We start from the raw sequence: 16,993 nt of genomic DNA, 5'->3' as shown, positions 1-16,993 counted from the left end.
ACGACAATCCAGAAGCGGAACCGTCCGGTTCCCGCATCGGAAACGTCTGCGCCGCGCTCCTAATCCACCTGGATGTCGTAGGCCTTGAGCTTGCGGTACAGGGAGGAGCGCTCCATGCCCACGGCCTTGGCCAGCTGGGAGACGTTGCCCTCGAATTCGCGCAGCTTGGATTCCAGGAACATGGCCTCGAATTCGGCGCGGGCCTGCTTGAGGTCGCTGGGGCCGTTGGCGATGAGCGCCTCCACGGGGGTGGATGCGGCCTGTGCCTCGGCCGGGGCCGTTTCGGCCTGTTCCCGCGCCGGGGCGATTTTCGCGGCAGCGCGGAACTCGGGCGGCAGCATGTCCGGGCTCACGGTCTCGCCCGCATACATGATGAACATGCGCTCCACGAAATTCTTGAGCTCGCGCACGTTGCCGGGCCAGGCGTAGGCGGAAAGGGCGGCCAGGGCCTCGTCATCGAACTTGAGCGGCTTGAAGCCGTGCTGCCTGGAAAGGCTGGCCATGAAATCCCTGATGAGCATGGGCACGTCGTTGGCGCGTTCGCGCAGGGGCGGCACCTCCAGGGGAAAAACCTTGAGCCGGTAGTAGAGGTCCTCCCGGAACGCGCCGTTCTCGATTTCGGTGAGCAGGTCCTTGTTGGTGGCGGCGATGACGCGAACGTCCACCTCCATGGTCTTGCGGCCGCCCACGCGCTCGAAGCGCTGCTCCTGCAGGATGCGCAGGATCTTGGCCTGGGTCTTGAGGCTCATGTCCCCGATCTCGTCCAGGAACAGGGTGCCGCCGTCGGCCAGCTCGAACTTGCCCGCCTGGGCCTTGTCCGCGCCCGTGAACGCCCCCTTTTCGTGTCCGAAGAGCTCGGATTCGATGAGCTCCTCGGGAATGGCCGCGCAGTTCACGGCCACCAGGGGCTTGTCCGAGCGCTTGCTCTGGTGGTGGATGGAGCGGGCCACGATCTCCTTGCCCGTGCCGTTCTCGCCGGTGATGAGCACCCAGGCCTCGGTGGGGGCCACGCGGGAAATCACGTCGTTGAGCTGGCTGATGGCCGGGGATTCGCCCGTGAGCCGGGAGGGGTGGTCGTCGGAAAGGCGGGTCTTGAGGGCCTCGTTCTCCCGGATCAGCCGGGCCACTTCCAGGGCGTTGCGCGTGGAGACCACCACCTTCTCCAGGGAAAGCGGCTTTTCGATGAAGTCGAAGGCCCCCTTCTTGAGCGCCCTGACAGCGGTCTCGATGGTGCCGTGGCCGGAGATCATGATCACGGGCAGGTCTTTCTGGAGCTCCTTGATCCTTTCCAGCACCGCCAGGCCGTCCATGCCCGGCATCCAGATATCCAGGAACACGATTTCGGGCCGGTCGGCCTCGATCATCTCCAGGCCCTCGTCGCCGTTGGCCGCGCCGAGCACCTCGTGCCCCTCGTCCTCCAGGATGCCCTGCAGGGAAAACCGGATGCCTTCTTCGTCGTCTATGATCAGGATGTGTCCGCCCATGTGCGCTCCGTAACGGGAAATTCAGATTCTCGCCAAGGCCGTACCCTACCTTCATTTCCCCATGGGACGCAAGCCGGACCCGAACAAGGGGCACGAGACTTTTTCCGCCCCTCTTGACACGTTCCTCCTTTTCTAATACATATGCATTAAACATTTGCATTACATGCTGGCGTCGCACTGGTGCCGATGCCGCGCATACGGAGAAAAGATGCCGTTACCGGAAAATCCGACAACAAAGGACCTGCTGTTCCTGGCCGCAATGAAGGTCTTTGCCGCCAAGGGATACGAGGGCGCCACCGTGCGCGAAATCTGCCGGGAGGCCGGGGCCGCCAATGTCACGGCCGTGAGCTATTATTTCGGGGGAAAGCGAAAGCTGTACGAGAGCATTCTGACCATGATGTTCGCCGCCCTGCGGGAACATTCCTGCATGCGGTATTCCAGCGAGGAATTCCGGCGCATGAGTCCGGAAGAGCGGCTGCGCGATTTCGTCACCGCCTATTACACGCTGACCTACTGCAGCGAATTGAGCGGGGAGGCCCGGGCCATCGTCACGCGGGAGATGGTCCGGCCCTCGGAAATCCTGAACCGGTTGATCGAGACCTACATCATCCCGGACACAATGATGATTATGGACACGGTCAAGGAACTGCTGGGCGGGGACACGCCCGAGTTCGTCATTCGCGACTGCCTGGCCAGCCTGGTGGGCCAGATGTCCTACTACATGCTGCACTGGCCCCTTTTCAGCAAGGTGTTCCCGGAACATCCCGGGATTTGCGGATATATGAAGGAAATCATCGACCATACCATGCGTTTTTCCCTGGCAGGGTTCCGGGCCGCGCGAGAGGCCTGGGAGCGGGGCGAAATCGAATCCCCGCCCGGCTAGGGAGGCGCGGCAAGGAGGCGACCATGTCCGACAATCGGCAACGACGGACCTATCTGGACAACACCCGGACCCTGATGGTCCTGCTCGTGGTGCTGCTGCATGCGGCCTGCGCCTACAGCAATCTCATTCCCTGGTGGCAGGTGCGCGACACACCCGGCCTGGCCTATGACCTGCTCATCATCGTCATCGACGGGTTCGCCCTGCCGGTGCTCTTCCTGGTGGCCGGGCTGTTCGCCCCGTCCTCCCTGAACCGCCACGGCATGCGCAGGTTTCTCCTCGGCAAGTTCCGGCGTCTCGGGATTCCCTCGGTGGCGCTGCTCCTGACCCTGCTGCCCCTGGCCATGTATGTGGGCTATCCCGGCCCCAAGGGCTTCGGCGGGTTCTATCTGGACTGGCTGGCGTCCTGCCTGGACTGGAAGCTGTATTACATCGACTCCATGCAGTCCTACGCCGGGCACGAATGGGACGTCACGCCCATGCATGTCTGGTTCATCACCATGCTGCTGGTCTTTTTCGTCTGCTACGCCCTGTTCCGCGAAATCCGGCCGAGGTCCCTGCGGCGCGGTCCGTCCCGGTACGGCATTGCCGTTTTGCTGTGCCTGGCGTTTTCCGGCCTGGGCTACGCCGCGCTTTCCCTGCTCATGACGCCCCTGGCCTGGGCCAAGATCGGGCCGTTCTTCCTGTTCCAGCCGGTGCGCATTCCCTATTATGCGGGCTTCTTCATACTGGGGGTGTTCCTGGCGGAAAACGGCTGGCTCGAAAGCCGGGGCGTGTTTGCCGGCCCGTGGTGGCTCTGGATGATCGGCTTTGCGGTCAGCTCGGTCTTTTCCATTGCCGTGGGCGGCAAATGCATCGGGGTGCCGGGAGGCCTGCCGCCGCTCCTGGCGCTTGCCGCCGGCCTGTCTCGCACGGTCACGGCCTTTACCGCCATTGCCGGATTCATCAACCTGTCGCATCGCTTCCTGAACCGGCCCGGCGCAGTCCAGGCCGGGCTGGCTGCCAGCTCCTACCATATCTATCTGGTGCACCTTCCGTTCTGCATCTTTTTGCAGGCCGCGTTCTTTCCCCTGGCGCTGGGGTCGGGCATCAAGATGGCGGCGGTCTTTTTGCTGGCCACGCTCCTGAGCTGGCTGCTCAGCCTGGCGCTGCAGAGGCGGGTGATTCAGGCGGGCGGCAAGGACGTCTTCTGCCCCGGGGATCGGTAGGAGGCAGCCCAGGGTTTTCGTGTGCGCGGCAGGGGAAATGCGCAACGCCGTCCCTGGCGTTGCGCATGCGGCAATCAGAGTTCAATCTGGTTCTGGAGCTGCTTTTCCGCATCTTCCAGGTCTTCCAGTTCCCGGTTGAGTTTGGAAAGCTCCCGCTTCCTGTCCTCGTCCGAACCGATGAAGTTGGCCTCCAGTTCCTCGATTTCCTTCTCCTTCTTGCTGACCTCGGTCTGGGCGTCCTGCAGGTCGTCGCCCGAGGAGGCTCCTTCCGCGCCGGACTGGTTGCCCATGGTCAGCTTCACGCCGCCTTCACCGCTTTTGGCCTGGCTCTTGTCCCCGGACTCCTGGCTGGTCATTTCCGCGGCCTTTTCCTTGGCCTCCTGCGAAATGCTCAGCTTGTCGCCCTCGGCCGCGACCTCCTTGACGGGTTTGTCGCGCTGCCTGGTTTCCTCGTTCTTTTCCGCGGCCTGCATGCCCGTCTGAAGTTTCATGCCTTCCTGTTCAAACATTCCGCCCAGTTTCATGGGACCTCCTTGTGGGTTATACGACATTGCAAATTCCCGCCCGCAACGGGCAGGCTCCCTTCTCCCCACATGTCCTTGGGCCATGCCTCCCATCTTAAAATAGGAAAACGCATATCGCGTGGCAAAAGGAAAAGAGTAAAACATTGTGCGCGGCGCATGCCGGTTTCGACAGGTTGGCGGTACGCTTTTTTGCAATTCGAGGCGGCGTGCCTGCATGGACTTATAATGATTCCGCTGTTGTTCCCGGTGCACGCACAGGGTATGCTCGAAAAACGCATTCAGGAGGGGACGGAGAATGGCAGGCAGAAAACAGGGTATTTCCATACTCGTGGTCATGCAGGGGGAATATGAGCGCGAGCGCATTGCCGGACTGCTCAGAAAGGCGGTGAGCGCGGTCTTTACGGCTGCGGACGGCAGGGAGGGACTTCGCAGCTATCGCGACAACCACCCGGACGTGGTCTTCACGGACATAGTGCTGCCGGTGCTGGACGGCCCGGACATGATCGCCATGATCCGGGGCGAAGACGAGGACATGCCTTTCATCGTGGCCTACGACCAGTACAACCCCAAGGCCCTGCTCAATGTTCTGGAACTGAACATCGACGCCTTTCTGCGCCTGCCCGCCGACCCTTCCAAGCTGCTGGACGCGGTGCGCCGGTGCGCCCGCGCCGTGTATTTGCGCCGCAAGCTGGCCCAGGCCGACAGGATGCTCTGGAATCTGCTGGACGCCTTTCCGGGCATGGCCCTGCTGGAGCTCAAGGGCCAGGTGGTCTATGCCAACCAGCGCATGGCGGCCTATCTCGGCTATCCCTCCTTCGACCATTTCCGGGCAGGGGGCGCACGTATCGCCGACCGCATCCTCAGGCTCAACGGGGAAGAATACACCGGCGGACCGTCCGGATGGATAACGGCCATCGTGGAGGACCAGCTCGACCGCGACGCCGTGGTGCACCTGGATAACCCGGGCAATCCATCGGGCAGGCCCGGGGTGTTCGCCGTGACCTTCGCCACCTTCCAGAACACGCCCCTGCGGCTGTTCTCCTTTCAGGACATCAGCGAGCTGGAGGATGAAAAGGACCTGCTGGCCGACGAGGCCTCCACCGACCCGCTGACCAAGGCCATGAACCGGCGCAGCTTCCTGCGCCTGCTGGGCACCGAGATTATCGTCGGCAGACCCTTTTCCCTGGTCATGTTCGACATCGACCACTTCAAGTCCATCAACGACGAGTACGGGCATGACGTGGGGGACGCGGTGCTGCGCGAAATCTCCCAGCTGGTGCGGGAAAACATCCGCGAGACCGATCGATTGGTGCGTTGGGGCGGCGAGGAGTTCATGGTCCTGGCCCCGGCCTCGGACATGGACCGGGTGCGGCAGGTGGCCGAGCGGCTTCGGCAGGCCGTGGAAGACTTTTCCTTTTCAGGCGTCCCCAGGACCGTCACCTCGAGCTTCGGCATCGTGGAGTATGTCCGGGGCGAATCCCAGGACGAATTCATCAAGCGGGTGGACGAGGCCCTGTACCGGGCCAAGGAAACCGGACGCAACCGGGTGATGGAAGGCTGATTTCCCCTATTCTTCGAAAACGGGCGGGGGCGCGACCTCGCCCTTGAATTCCCAGTCATCGTCCGCGCCGAATTCCGGCAACAGGAGCTGCATGGTCAGGGGGTCGCCCAGCTTGAAGACATTCATGCGCTGCACGACCTGCACGTCGCTTTCCACCACCGCGCTCTGGGCCGCCCGCGTGGAATCGCCCGGTTCAAAATGGATGGGCGTGGGTTTGTCCACAAAGCCCGTCGCCAGATAGGCCAAGGCCAGTCCCAAAAGGAACAGCTTGAAATAACTTGGTTTGCTCTGACGACGGGCCATGATGTATCTCCTTAACCGGCCAGGGCTTCGGCAATGGCCTGCTGGTCTTCCGCCTTGAGGTACGGATGCATGGGCAGGGCGAAGATGCGTTCGCCGATGCCTTCGCACACGGGCAGGTCGCCCTTGGAGTACCCGAGATAGGCAAATGCCTGCTGCAGGTGCAGGGGCAGGGGGTAGTAGATGGCCGAGGGGATGCCCGCCTCCTGGAGCTTGGCCTGGAGCTCGGCGCGGTGTTCGGCGTCGCGCGCCAAAACCGAGTACTGGGCCCAGACAGAGGTGCAGCCTTCGGGAACCGTGGGGGTCACCAGGTTTTCCACGCCGGCGAGCACTTCGCGGTAGCGGTCGGCCACTTCGTTGCGCAGTTCAACCTCTTCCGGGAAGATGGCGAACTTGGCCTTGAGCACTGCGGCCTGCATGGAGTCCAGGCGGCCGTTGATGCCCAGGCGCACGTTGTCGTACTTGTCGGTGCCCTGGCCGTGCACGCGCACCGAGCGCAGCAGTCCGTCCAGGGTTTCGTCGTCCGTGAAGACCATGCCGCCGTCGCCGTAGCAGCCCAGGGGCTTGGCCGGGAAGAACGAGGTGCAGGCGATGTCGCCGATGGAGCAGACCGGGCGGCCCTTGTAGACCGCGCCAAAGGACTGGGCCGCATCCACGATGAGGAACAGGCCGTTGTTCTTGGCGATGGGTTCGATGGCGTCATAATCGGCGGGCACCCCGAACAGGTCCACGGCAATGACGCCCTTGGGCCGCAGCTTGCCTTCGTCGTGCACCTTGCGGATGGCCTTTTTGAGGGCGGCCGGATCGATGTTGTAGGTGACGGGATCGATGTCCACGAACACCGGGGTGGCGCCCAGCAGGGCCACGGCCTCGGCGGTGGCCATGAAGGTGAACGGCGTGGTGAACACCGCGTCGCCGGGCTTCACGTCCAGGGCCATGAGGGCCATGACCAGGGCGTCGGTGCCCGAGGCGCAGCCCACGGCGTGGTTGACCTTGCTGTAGCCGGCCAGCTCGCTTTCCAGTTCTCTGATTTCCGGGCCCATGATGTAGGCGCCGTGCTCCAGAACGGCCTCAATGCCGCCCCGGACTTCATTTTCAATTCGTTTGTACTGAGATTTCAGATCGATAAACGGTATTCCCATGATGTATTCCTTTGCTAGTTTTGCACCACCTCGTAAATGCGGATGAAGGGCAGTCCATCGGCGACGAGGCGAAAATAGGGTTTGATTGATTCAGACTCCGGATCGCCGGTGAAAAGTTGCACCAGCATGGAGTTGTAGGTGTCCTTGTCGAAAAAGTTGGTTTCCCCGGCCACGGTGTTGAAGACCAGATGGGGCGTCTGGGGCACAAGCGTGGGGGAGTATCGGTTCTGCGGGTAGTCGAAGTGGTCGGCCTTGTCGATGTCGAGCATGTCCGCCGTGAGAATGGCGTTTTTCATACCCCCGCGGTTCATGACGGCGCCGATCTGAAGGTTGACGGCCATTTGTCCCGGCCCGAACCGTCGAACCACGGCCTCATGGGTTGTGCCGGAAGTCACGTTCCAGTTCCCGTAAAACATGAGCCATTTGGCAATACGGAGATCCTTGTAGGACACGGCCAGGTATTGTTTGGGGGCCGGCTTGAACGCAGGACCGCTTGCGGCCAGTTGGTCGATGGTCCGTTGGACGTCTGCCCCGGATTTTTTTGCCCATTCCCTGGTGGGGTCCTGCCCTGGGAACCGGGTGCAGTAGCGAATGAGCTGGTTGGCCTGCCGGGGGGAATCCGTGGCAAGCGCCACGGCGGTGGGGTACAGGTCCATGCCCGAGTGCTTGCCCCCGTCAATGGGCGTTTTTAACCCTGCATAATACTGGGTGGCGTAGCCCCAGTCCCACCAGGTCCATACCGAAGCATCCTTGGGGGCGCGTTTGCCCAGCCCCATGAGGGCTTCGGCATGCACCTTGTCCACCACGGGGGTGGGGGGCAGGGAACGGTATTCCCGATATTTGGGCAGGACCAGGCAGCAGGCCAGGGCTGCCATGACCGCGGCAATGACGATTTCACGTCCTCTATCGATCATGGACGGCAGCAGCTTCCGGGACAGGGCGGTTCCCGCCACACTCAGGAAGATCATTAGCGCTGCCCCGCCGAACATGCTGAACCGGGTGCCCATCTTGATACTGAGAATGGAGAGGGCTACCAGGGGCAGCAGCAGCACGGACAAAGGCCGGGCAATGAGTACTGGAATCATGGCGGCCAGGGCAGCGAGACCGACCCAGTAATAATAGGCCGATCGTTCCAGCGCTGTTCCCAGAGGAAGGAGCTTGGCCTCGATGATGCTCTGGGTGACCCGGGGAAAGATGGGGGCGGTCTGTTGAGCCGTGGTTGTGGCCTGGGTTGCCGCGGGTTTCAGGTATAGCAGCAGCTTGGTCCATATCCCCATGAGGGGGCCGGAGAATATTCCGGCCAAGATCAGGGCGGCCAACAGGAGTCCGAGGGAAAGGTATTTGTCCACTGGCGTTTCTGTGTCGCCGTGTCTGCCCTGCACCCTCCATACCGCCAGAGTTGCAGCCAGCAGTATGGAAATGAGTATGTAAGGGGTCATTCCTGCTGCATGCAGGAGGGGGGCGAGAGAATAATCCCAAACCGTGGCGGGGATGGCGGCGAGAATGAAAATGGCCCCTTCATACGCAAAATGCGAACGGTGGTTTTTCCTGGCGAAGATTGTGCCGACTACAATTGCCAACAGGGACAGAAGTACAGAATAGTTGGCGATGTCCTGATGCCACCAGCCCGCAAAGCGCGTGAACAGGCCTATGCCCAAAACCTGGAGGGGAAGCCGTTGGGACGGCTGGATTTCCTCCCGCGTCTCCTGCCAGCGGAAGCTGGTGCGCTGACGCAGCCACCAGGCCAGCCAGAAGGCCACCAGCATGGGCAGGAGCAGGGTGAACATGTCGGTGTCGTAATAGCCGAGCTTGGTGCGGGCGTAGAAGCCGGGGGTCAGGCAGCCGGCAATGCCCGCGAAGACCGCCCCTTCCCTGCCGCCCAGGGCCCAGCCCCAGAGAACGCAGGGAATTGCCAGCAGGCTGGAAAGGAAGGCCGGTCCCCAGAAACCGATGGCGCCCAGGGCGAGGCCCAGATATTCGTGCAGCAGCCTGGTGAAATAGGCCAGGGATCGGCCGTCGCCGAATTCTGCCACGCGCGCATGGGCCAGCCAGAGGTAGGAATCGTGGGTGGACATGATGAACTCGTCGCCCACCCGGAGCAGGGGATTGTCCCACATGGTCCAGAGGCTCAGGCGCAATCCCAGGATGGCCAGGTAGCAACAGACGCCGACGGAAAGCAGCCAGCGCCAATCCTTCTGCAGTGGGCAGGGTTGCCCGAACGCCCCTGAATACCGGTTCATAAGCCCAGACTCGGTCATTTTGCATCCATACGTGTTGCGGTTTCTATCGGCCCGGGGCTCCCAGCAGGAAGCCCAGGCGGTTTTCCAGGTTCAGCGGATGAAAGGTGTTGCCCACGGCCACCTCGCCGGCCAGGGTCACCAGGGAGTTTCGCAAATCCCCCCGGTCCAGCGCGACGGATCCTTTTCCTTGGAAATCCAGTGGTTTTCGAAGAGAAATGTTTTTCAGTTCCCAGGTGCCGCCGCGTATCTCCACGGTCAAGGAAAGGTCTTCGGATTCGGTGCCGTCCGCCAGGATCAGCCGGTGCGAGCGCAGGTGCAGCCAGCCGCTTTCCGTTTCCGAGGTCATGATCCCGCCCTTGGCGAACAGGGTTCCCTGCATGCCGCTGCCCCCCAGAAGGTAGGTCAGGTTGATCTGCCCCTCGCATTCGACAAGCCCGCTGCGGTAGATCTTCAGGAGGCATTCCTCCCCGCCTGTGTTGAGCCTGACCCGCGCCAGGGGGGAAATCCCGAACCGCAGGTCCGCGTGCTCGAAGCGCAGCGCGCCGGGTGCATTTGCGAAACCAACGGCCAGGTTGTCGATCCTGAAGCCCGAGGGGCCTGCCCGGCGGATGTCCTTCCAGGTGAAATTGACGGATTCCAGTTTGGAGTCCACATGGCGCACCAGCCGTTCGCACAACGTCTCCCAGGGCATGAACAGGGTGATGCCCACGGCAAAGCCCAGCAGGAGAACGAGAAAGGCGAGGCCGGCCCCGCCGCGTTTGTTGGATTGGCTGCGCATGAAATTTTCTCTAGCGGGCAAGGGTCAGGGTCACATCCGCCAGCATGGCGTTGGACGGACTGCGTTGCAGGGTGAATTCAAAGCAGTGCAATCCCGAGGAATTGCGGATTTTCATGAGAAAGGAGGTCAATTCCACCAGGGTCACCTCGCGCAGGGCGAACGTGATTCCGAACCTGTCGGACTGCTGCTCCTCGAAGCGGATGCGCTCCCAGCCGATCCCCGATTGCTCGGCAATGCGCGAAACCAGCGACTGCGGGTCAATGTCCTTGTCGGCATTTTCCCGTTCCCGGGCCATGCGCAGTTCCATGGCCACTGGCACCACCCGGGCATAGAGGTCCTTTTGCCGTTCGATCCGTTTCTGGGCGTTGACGGTCAGAAAATACTGGGGCCCGAAGGAAGCCACCAGCAGCAGGAGCCAGGCCCATTTGGCCATACTGAAGAAACGCTGCTGCTTGTGCTGCGGCCACTTGAGCCAGAACCAATTGCGCCTCGCCACGCCTACCTCCGCCCCACGCCGACGCGGAACCGGATGCCGCCCAGCGCGTCTTCCTTGGATTTGAGATCAAAGGCATATTCCTCATCCGTGTCGAGCCGTTGGATGAAGGTCTCGAAGGCCTGGGCGTCATGGGCGTACAGCCCTTCCAGGGTGCCGGATTCCCCCCAGAGGTGCGCCTTGTCGATGCGGACCATGAAGTCGGAATGGCGGCTGAAGGCCGCAATGACTGCCAGGGGGTCGAGTCCGAAGGAATCCTGGGCCGTGAGCTGGCCGTGCAGAAACTGCATGCGTCCGAAGGGAGATGCGCCCACGTCGTCGCCGAGCACGGAAACGTACTGGGCCTGCAGCTCCTGCTCGATGCGGTCCAGCTGTGCCTTGTGGGTGTACCAGCGAAGCCCCTGCCCGGCGCAGAACAGCAGGCCGATGGCCGTGATCCAGGTCATGGCGCGCACGAACCGCTCGGAGGCGGCCCGGGCGTCGTACCGGGGCGGCTCCCTGCGGGTCCTGACGCCCGGGGGTTTTATCTTGACGGCCTTCCTGCGGGTCGGCGCGGCTTTGTTTTCTGCCATATCTATAGTTTATCCTGCCCGGCGCTATATACCGGACAGTGGGCAATGTAAACAAAAGCCGGGTCGCGGGCAAGGCGTGGCGCATGCCCTCCGGGCAGATGACAAAGCGCGGGACGGCTGATAACAAGTCCTTGTTATGTGTGGAATAACCGGATTCATCGATTTTTCGCCCGCCGCCACGGCAGAGGGGCTTGAAAAACGCGTGCGGGACATGGCCGATTCCCTGCGCCACCGCGGCCCGGATGCGGACGGCGTGTTCACGGACGCGGAAAGCGGCCTGGCCCTGGGGCACCGCCGCCTGGCCATCATCGACCTTTCCGAATCCGGGGCCCAGCCCATGCGCAGCCGGGACGGGCGTTACGTGCTCGTCCACAACGGTGAAATCTACAACTATCTGGAACTCCGTGCCGAACTGGAAACCGAGGGCGGACCGTTCCTGCCCTGGCGCGGCACCTCGGACACCGAGGTCATGCTGGCGGCCTTTGCCAGCTGGGGCGTGGAAAAGGCGGTCAGGCGTTTTTCGGGCATGTTCGCCTTCGCGCTTTGGGATGTCCGGGAGCGCACCCTGTTCCTGGCCCGGGACCGCATGGGTGAAAAACCCCTGTACTACAGCCGCACCGGGCAATTCTTCATATTCGGTTCCGAGCTCAAGGCCCTGCGGGCCTCGGGCGTCCTGGAGCCGGAGCTGGACATGGGGGCCGTGGCCCAGTACCTGCGCTTCCAGTACATTCCGGCCCCGCGCACCATCTATCAGGGCGTGCGCAAGCTGCGGCCCGGCCATCTGCTGGCCCTGCGCCCGGACAATCCGGACCGGCTGGAAAGCGCGCCCTACTGGAGCCTCAAGGACGCCGTGAATCGGGGCCTGTACGCCCCGTTCCAGGGCGGTGAGGAAGAGGCGGTCGACCAGTTGGAAACCCTGCTGCGGGCCACGGTGCGCAACCAGATGCTCTCGGACGTGCCCCTGGGCTCGCTGCTTTCGGGCGGCGTTGATTCCTCCCTGGTCACGGCGCTCATGCAGGCCGAGTCCTCCCGGCCCGTGCGCACCTTCACCATCGGCTACGACGACCCTGCCTACGACGAGGCCGGTCACGCCCGGCGCGTGGCAGAGCACCTGGGCACCGAGCACACCGAGCTGACCGTCACCCCGAGGCAGGCCCTGGACCTCGTTCCCGCGCTGCCCCGCATGTACGACGAACCCTTTGCCGACGCCTCCATGATCCCCACTCACCTGGTGGCGGCCCTGACCCGAAAACATGTCACGGTCTGCCTCTCCGGCGACGGCGGGGACGAGACCTTTGCGGGCTACAACCGTCATGTCTGGGCCCCGGCCGTGTGGGAGCGCATGCGCTCGCTGCCTCCCCGGGTGCGCCGTATCGCGGCCCGGGCGATCCGGATGGTTTCGCCGGGGGCCTACAACACGATTTTCAGCATGCTGCCCGGCAGGTCCCTGTCCATGCCCGGTTACAAGCTGCACCGCGTGGCCGAGGTCCTGGGTCTGGACTCGCGCGAGGATGTCTACAAGAGCCTGGCCTCCACCTGGCAGAACCCGGAACAGGTGCTTGTTTCCGGGCAGGAGCCCCCGTCGGCCATGGACATGCCGTCGCTGTGGCCCGGGCTCACCGAGTACACGGCCTGGATGCAGTTCCTGGATTCGGTCTCCTATCTTCCCGGAGACATCCTGACCAAGGTGGATCGTGCGGCCATGGCCTGCAGCCTGGAATCGCGCGCGCCCTTCCTGGACCACAAGGTGGTGGAGTTCGCCTGGCGCCTGCCCCTGTCCATGAAGCTCCGGGGCAAACAGGGCAAGTACATCCTGCGCAGGGTGCTCGACCGCCACGTGCCCCGGGAGCTGGTGGACCGGCCCAAGACCGGGTTCGGCATTCCCATCGACACTTGGCTGCGCGGGCCGCTGCGCCCGTGGGCCGAAGAGTTGTTAAGTCCCAACCGCCTTGCACAACAGGGAATCCTACGTCCGGAGGTCGTCGGTATGCAGTGGGCGGACCACCTTTCTGGACGGCGCGACAACCAGTTCCGCATCTGGAACATTCTGATGCTGCAGGCGTGGCTCAACGAGTGGATGTAGGGGGGTGCTGTTGAAAAAGGCCCATATGCCACGTTACTGCGCAAAAGGCAGACCCTCACGTATGCCGCAATACGCTTCGGCCCTGCCTTTTTCTGGCGTCTTGCCTCCCAACCTTTTTGAACAGCAACGGGTTTGCAGCTGCTTCAAGGCTATGGGATACTAAAAAGATGAAGATACTTGTGCTTGGAAGCCTTGCCCCGTCCCTGACCCGTTTCCGGGGGGCGCTGCTGGCCGAAATGGTGGCGCGCGGCCACGAGGTGCTCGCCATGGCCCCGCCCTTCAAGCCGGACGCCGCGCCCGAGCTGGCGGCCATGGGCGTCGCCTATGCGCCCATCGAGATGCAGCGGCGCGGCCTCAACCCCCTTGCCGACCTGGGGCTCCTCTTCCGGCTCAGGCGGGAATTCGAGCGTCTCCGGCCGGACGTGGTCCTGGCCTACACCATCAAGCCCGTGGTCTACGGGGCCGTTGCGGCGAGGCTGGCGGGCGTGCCCCGGTTCTTTTCACTCATCACCGGGCTGGGCTACGCCTTTACCGAGGCTTCGGGCCTGCGCAGGCGGGTGCTGTTCAACCTGGCGCGCGGCCTGTATGCTGCGGGCCTGCGCTTTTCCAGCGGGGCCCTGTTCCAGAACCCGGACGATCCCAAATTCTTCCGCACCATAGGCGTGCTGCCCGCCAACCTGCCCGTGGCCGTCACCGGCGGGTCGGGCGTGGATCTCGACCATTACAACTGCACCGAGCCCCCGGAGCTGCCCTCGTTCCTGTGCCTGTCGCGATTCCTGCGCTCCAAGGGCGTGGTGGAATACGCCGAGGCGGCCGTGCGGCTCAAGGCCCGCTTCCCGGAGGCGACCTTCCGGCTGGTGGGCCCGCGCGAACACGGCCCGGACGGCATTGACGACGACACGGTGCGTTCCTGGCAGAAGGGCGGGCTGGAGGTGCTGCCCGCCGTGGACGACGTGCGCCCCTATCTGACCAGCGCCAGCGTCTACGTGCTGCCGTCCTGGCGCGAGGGCACCCCTCGTTCCGTGCTCGAGGCCATGAGCACGGGCAGGGCCGTGATCACCACGGACGCGCCCGGCTGCCGCGAAACCGTGGAGCGGGGCGTCAACGGATTTCTGGTGCCGGTGCACGACGTGGATTCCCTGGCCGCAGCCATGGAAAGGCTCATGGACATGGAGCTGGCCGCGCGTATGGGTGCGGCGTCCAGGCGGCTGGCCGAGGAACGGTTCGACGTGACCAAGGTCAACGAGATCATTCTCAATTTCATGGGGGTGTCGTGAAACGGCTTTTCGATTTGCTCATCACGGTTCCGGCCTTTGTCCTGCTGCTGCCGGTCATGCTCGCCGTCGCCGTGCTGGTGCGCCTCAAGCTCGGCGGGCCGGTGCTTTTCCGGCAGGTGCGGCCCGGCCTGAACGGGGCCCCCTTCACCATGGTCAAGTTCCGCACCATGCGTGACGCCGTGGACCGGGAGGGCAATCCCCTGCCCGACGCAGAGCGGCTGACGCCTTTCGGCCGCTTCCTGCGCTCCACCTCCCTGGACGAGTTGCCGGAATTGGTCAATGTGATACAAGGTAAGATGAGTCTGGTGGGCCCGCGCCCACTGCTCATGGAATACCTGCCGCGCTATTCGGCCAGGCAGGCGCGGCGGCACGAGGTTCGGCCCGGCATCACCGGCTGGGCGCAGGTCAACGGCCGCAACGCCATTTCCTGGCAGGACAAGTTCGAGCACGATGTCTGGTATGTGGACAACCGCAGCCTGCGGCTCGACCTGCGGATCCTGCTGATGACCGTGGCCCAGGTGTTCAAGCGCGAGGATGTATCCCAGCCCGGGCACGCCACCATGGAAGTGTTCATGGGCAACGACGATCAACCCGAACAAGAGGGGGACCGAACATGAACGTGAAGACCATCCTGCTCCCCGTGGACGGCTCGGCCCATTCGGACAAGGCCGCGGACTACGCCGTGGGCATGGCCAAGACCCTGCGCGCCTCCATCGTGCTGCTCCAGTGCCGCAAGCCCGTTCCCAACGAGCTGGGCGAGCCCAACCTGCAATGGGTGCTGGACCATTACACCAAGGATTCCGAGGAGATCATCGAACCCTACAGGAAACAGATCGAGGCCGAGGGCATCCCCTGCAAGGACATGGTCATCGGCGGCAGGCCCGCCGAGGTCATTGACGACGTGGCAAGAAGCGAAAAGGCTGACATCATCATCATGGGTTCCAAGGGCAAGTCCGATTTCGAGGGCTTCATGCTCGGCAGCGTGACCCACAAGGTGCTGCACATCGCCCCCTGCCCCGTGCTCGTGGTGAAATAGCGAACAGAAAAGGGGGAAGGCCGAACCGCACAAGGCCGGTTTTCCTTCCCCCGTGTTGTTTGTCTCTTCGGTTTTATTCCAAAGTTTTCCAAACTTTCAGGACATTTTCCCGTTGCTGTGCCGTGGAGTAGGCGTCGGCTGTCCGCTGCCCGGCCTCCAGGGCGTCGGCATATTCAGGCGCGCCCGATTCCACCCAGCCCACGGCCTGTTCCAGGCACAGGGCCGCGTCCAGCACGTCGCCGTCCGCGCACCACAGCCCGTTGCCGGACCACGGAACCTCGCGCACCGGCCACCAGGGCGAAAAGCGCGGGTTTTCCTGGGCCTGGCGCATATAGTCCCAGCCGCCCAGGCCGGTGAAGCCCACGGGCAGGCAGCCGCAGGCCATGGCCTCCAGGGGGGCAGCGGGCACCCCTCCGGGAACCCGGTCATGAGAAAAATGTGGCTCGACCGCAGGGCTTCGGCCACCCCGAAGGTGTCCAGGCCTTCCACCTCCAGCCAGCGGGCCCGGTCCGGCCCGTTGCGGTTTTCGAACACCGCGCGGATCTGGGCGGCCAGGGCCTTGTTCTTGCGCGGCATGAAGGCGATGCGCGGCTTGCCGCCGGGCTTGGCTTCGGGAGCCTGGAAGATGGAACGGTCGATCCCCGGCCGGAGCACGAGGGAATCCCTGCCCGTGGCTTCCCGGACAAAATGGGCCACGGGGGCGGATACGGACAGGAACGAGGCGGGCAGCTGGGCCCAGGTCACGCCCGGGGGCAGGGAGGAAAAGAGATAGGCCCAGTTCTGCACGTAGCTGTAGCAGCGGGCGCGGGCCTCCAGGCCCGGGGCCAGCGCGTTGACCCAGCCCTCGGGCACCAGCCAGATGTCCTCGGGCGAAAGATCCAGTTTTTCCCAGTCCAGCACCGGGGCCGCGTCGGCCAGGCCCTCGGGCCGCCAGCCCGACCTGTCGCGAGCCACCAGGCAGGCCTCGCGGCCGGACTGGTGCAGGATGTCGGCGATCTGTCGCAGCACGGTGACCCCGCCGGTGGGCTTTCGGACCGGCGGCAGGAAAATGCATGTCTTCATGGTCGTTTCCATTGGTTTCTGTTCCATAGGAAAACAACCATATTCAGGGTGGTTTGGCAAGCATGGCCCGGTTTCGGGGAGGAGAGCGGCGCGGCGGGTGAGGGTTGTGGGGGCCGCCGCGCCGTCTGTCAGGATGGGAGGTTCTGTATGCTGTCGCAGGTGCAGGAGTACTTGGCTTTGGTCACAGAAGTATGACGGAAACTCGCCGATTCGGAAAAAGGCGTTATTATTATCCGGTGCGTCCCCCTGGCCGCAAAAGGAATAATTGCGGCCGCAACCATTTCCTATATATCTTTGGGAAACCGTTGATACAGGCCGTTTTTCACCGATTTTGCTAGACGCGATCGTTCAAA

General features: G+C 63.4%; 16 protein-coding genes. 7 read left to right on the top strand and 9 right to left on the bottom strand.

What is annotated here, in order from left to right; all coding sequences use genetic code 11:
* Positions 1-59: 59 nt before the first annotated feature.
* Positions 60-1,484 (bottom strand): sigma-54-dependent transcriptional regulator, encoded by a 1,425-nt coding sequence (locus FGL65_RS02140; protein WP_147819426.1) that lies wholly within the window; start codon positions 1,482-1,484, stop codon positions 60-62.
* Positions 1,485-1,692: 208 nt separating this feature from the next.
* Here FGL65_RS02140 and FGL65_RS02135 point away from each other — a divergent pair, with 208 nt between their 5' ends.
* Positions 1,693-2,367: a TetR/AcrR family transcriptional regulator gene (locus FGL65_RS02135; RefSeq protein WP_147819425.1), complete on the top strand. Its 675-nt coding sequence runs from the start codon at positions 1,693-1,695 to the stop codon at positions 2,365-2,367.
* Between the two features lie 23 nt (positions 2,368-2,390).
* Positions 2,391-3,572 carry an acyltransferase family protein gene (locus FGL65_RS02130; RefSeq protein WP_147819424.1) on the top strand — a complete coding sequence of 394 codons (1,182 nt, stop codon included), beginning with the start codon at positions 2,391-2,393 and terminating at the stop codon, positions 3,570-3,572.
* Positions 3,573-3,646: 74 nt separating this feature from the next.
* On the opposite strand, the gene FGL65_RS02125 is transcribed toward FGL65_RS02130, so the two are convergent.
* A complete protein-coding gene (locus FGL65_RS02125; RefSeq protein WP_147819423.1) occupies positions 3,647-4,096 on the bottom strand; it encodes a hypothetical protein in 450 nt (149 codons plus the stop codon).
* A gap of 295 nt (positions 4,097-4,391) precedes the next feature.
* Between FGL65_RS02125 and FGL65_RS02120 the strand changes: the two genes are divergently transcribed.
* Complete coding sequence (locus FGL65_RS02120; RefSeq protein ID WP_147819422.1) at positions 4,392-5,657, top strand: sensor domain-containing diguanylate cyclase; 1,266 nt, start codon at positions 4,392-4,394, stop codon at positions 5,655-5,657.
* A gap of 6 nt (positions 5,658-5,663) precedes the next feature.
* On the opposite strand, the gene FGL65_RS02115 is transcribed toward FGL65_RS02120, so the two are convergent.
* Genes FGL65_RS02115 through FGL65_RS02090 form a run of 6 tightly spaced genes read right to left on the bottom strand, consistent with a single transcriptional unit; the run spans position 5,664 to position 11,182 of the window.
* A complete protein-coding gene (locus FGL65_RS02115) occupies positions 5,664-5,960 on the bottom strand; it encodes a hypothetical protein (RefSeq protein WP_147819421.1) in 297 nt (98 codons plus the stop codon).
* Positions 5,961-5,971: 11 nt separating this feature from the next.
* Positions 5,972-7,099, bottom strand: coding sequence for a DegT/DnrJ/EryC1/StrS family aminotransferase (locus tag FGL65_RS02110; RefSeq protein ID WP_147819420.1), 1,128 nt, complete (start codon positions 7,097-7,099; stop codon positions 5,972-5,974).
* Positions 7,100-7,113: 14 nt separating this feature from the next.
* Positions 7,114-9,339 carry an STT3 domain-containing protein gene (locus FGL65_RS02105; protein WP_187170497.1) on the bottom strand — a complete coding sequence of 742 codons (2,226 nt, stop codon included), beginning with the start codon at positions 9,337-9,339 and terminating at the stop codon, positions 7,114-7,116.
* A gap of 43 nt (positions 9,340-9,382) precedes the next feature.
* Positions 9,383-10,117 carry an AsmA family protein gene (locus FGL65_RS02100; RefSeq protein WP_147819418.1) on the bottom strand — a complete coding sequence of 245 codons (735 nt, stop codon included), beginning with the start codon at positions 10,115-10,117 and terminating at the stop codon, positions 9,383-9,385.
* Between the two features lie 10 nt (positions 10,118-10,127).
* Positions 10,128-10,613, bottom strand: coding sequence for a type II secretion system protein GspM (locus FGL65_RS02095; RefSeq protein ID WP_147819417.1), 486 nt, complete (start codon positions 10,611-10,613; stop codon positions 10,128-10,130).
* A gap of 2 nt (positions 10,614-10,615) precedes the next feature.
* Complete coding sequence (locus tag FGL65_RS02090) at positions 10,616-11,182, bottom strand: hypothetical protein (RefSeq protein WP_147819416.1); 567 nt, start codon at positions 11,180-11,182, stop codon at positions 10,616-10,618.
* Between the two features lie 136 nt (positions 11,183-11,318).
* Between FGL65_RS02090 and asnB the strand changes: the two genes are divergently transcribed.
* The 4 genes from asnB to FGL65_RS02070 all read left to right on the top strand — a co-directional run bounded on the left by asnB (position 11,319) and on the right by FGL65_RS02070 (position 15,578).
* Entirely contained in the window at positions 11,319-13,265 is a 1,947-nt protein-coding gene (asnB, locus tag FGL65_RS02085) for an asparagine synthase (glutamine-hydrolyzing) (RefSeq protein ID WP_147819415.1), read from the top strand.
* A gap of 167 nt (positions 13,266-13,432) precedes the next feature.
* Positions 13,433-14,542 (top strand): glycosyltransferase family 4 protein, encoded by a 1,110-nt coding sequence (locus FGL65_RS02080; protein ID WP_147819414.1) that lies wholly within the window; start codon positions 13,433-13,435, stop codon positions 14,540-14,542.
* The gene (locus tag FGL65_RS02075; RefSeq protein ID WP_147819413.1) at positions 14,539-15,159 is read left to right on the top strand and encodes a sugar transferase; all 621 of its coding nucleotides are present in this window, start codon (positions 14,539-14,541) and stop codon (positions 15,157-15,159) included. The genes FGL65_RS02080 and FGL65_RS02075 overlap by 4 nt, the downstream gene beginning before the upstream one ends.
* Positions 15,156-15,578 (top strand): universal stress protein, encoded by a 423-nt coding sequence (locus FGL65_RS02070; RefSeq protein WP_147819412.1) that lies wholly within the window; start codon positions 15,156-15,158, stop codon positions 15,576-15,578. Before FGL65_RS02075 ends, FGL65_RS02070 begins: the two co-directional genes overlap by 4 nt.
* Before the next feature lie 96 nt (positions 15,579-15,674).
* On the opposite strand, the gene FGL65_RS02065 is transcribed toward FGL65_RS02070, so the two are convergent.
* Positions 15,675-16,640, bottom strand: coding sequence for a glycosyltransferase family protein (locus tag FGL65_RS02065; RefSeq protein WP_348981291.1), 966 nt, complete (start codon positions 16,638-16,640; stop codon positions 15,675-15,677).
* Positions 16,641-16,993 lie beyond the last annotated feature (353 nt).

Origin of the sequence: Salidesulfovibrio onnuriiensis, from assembly GCF_008001235.1 — a bacterium.
Taxonomy (GTDB): Bacteria; Desulfobacterota; Desulfovibrionia; order Desulfovibrionales; family Desulfovibrionaceae; genus Pseudodesulfovibrio; species Pseudodesulfovibrio onnuriiensis.
Note: the sequence above shows the minus strand (reverse complement) of the source record. Positions and strands in the feature narration are given on the sequence as shown.

Coding starts and splice junctions, on each gene's coding strand:
- FGL65_RS02065 (WP_348981291.1), bottom strand. CDS start 16,640: ATGAAGACATGCATTTTCCTGCCGCCGGTCCGAAAGCCCACCGGCGGG.
- FGL65_RS02120 (WP_147819422.1), top strand. CDS start 4,392: ATGGCAGGCAGAAAACAGGGTATTTCCATACTCGTGGTCATGCAGGGG.
- FGL65_RS02135 (WP_147819425.1), top strand. CDS start 1,693: ATGCCGTTACCGGAAAATCCGACAACAAAGGACCTGCTGTTCCTGGCC.
- FGL65_RS02070 (WP_147819412.1), top strand. CDS start 15,156: ATGAACGTGAAGACCATCCTGCTCCCCGTGGACGGCTCGGCCCATTCG.
- FGL65_RS02125 (WP_147819423.1), bottom strand. CDS start 4,096: ATGAAACTGGGCGGAATGTTTGAACAGGAAGGCATGAAACTTCAGACG.
- FGL65_RS02080 (WP_147819414.1), top strand. CDS start 13,433: ATGAAGATACTTGTGCTTGGAAGCCTTGCCCCGTCCCTGACCCGTTTC.
- FGL65_RS02140 (WP_147819426.1), bottom strand. CDS start 1,484: ATGGGCGGACACATCCTGATCATAGACGACGAAGAAGGCATCCGGTTT.
- FGL65_RS02100 (WP_147819418.1), bottom strand. CDS start 10,117: ATGCGCAGCCAATCCAACAAACGCGGCGGGGCCGGCCTCGCCTTTCTC.
- FGL65_RS02110 (WP_147819420.1), bottom strand. CDS start 7,099: ATGGGAATACCGTTTATCGATCTGAAATCTCAGTACAAACGAATTGAA.
- asnB (WP_147819415.1), top strand. CDS start 11,319: ATGTGTGGAATAACCGGATTCATCGATTTTTCGCCCGCCGCCACGGCA.
- FGL65_RS02090 (WP_147819416.1), bottom strand. CDS start 11,182: ATGGCAGAAAACAAAGCCGCGCCGACCCGCAGGAAGGCCGTCAAGATA.
- FGL65_RS02115 (WP_147819421.1), bottom strand. CDS start 5,960: ATGGCCCGTCGTCAGAGCAAACCAAGTTATTTCAAGCTGTTCCTTTTG.
- FGL65_RS02105 (WP_187170497.1), bottom strand. CDS start 9,339: ATGAACCGGTATTCAGGGGCGTTCGGGCAACCCTGCCCACTGCAGAAG.
- FGL65_RS02130 (WP_147819424.1), top strand. CDS start 2,391: ATGTCCGACAATCGGCAACGACGGACCTATCTGGACAACACCCGGACC.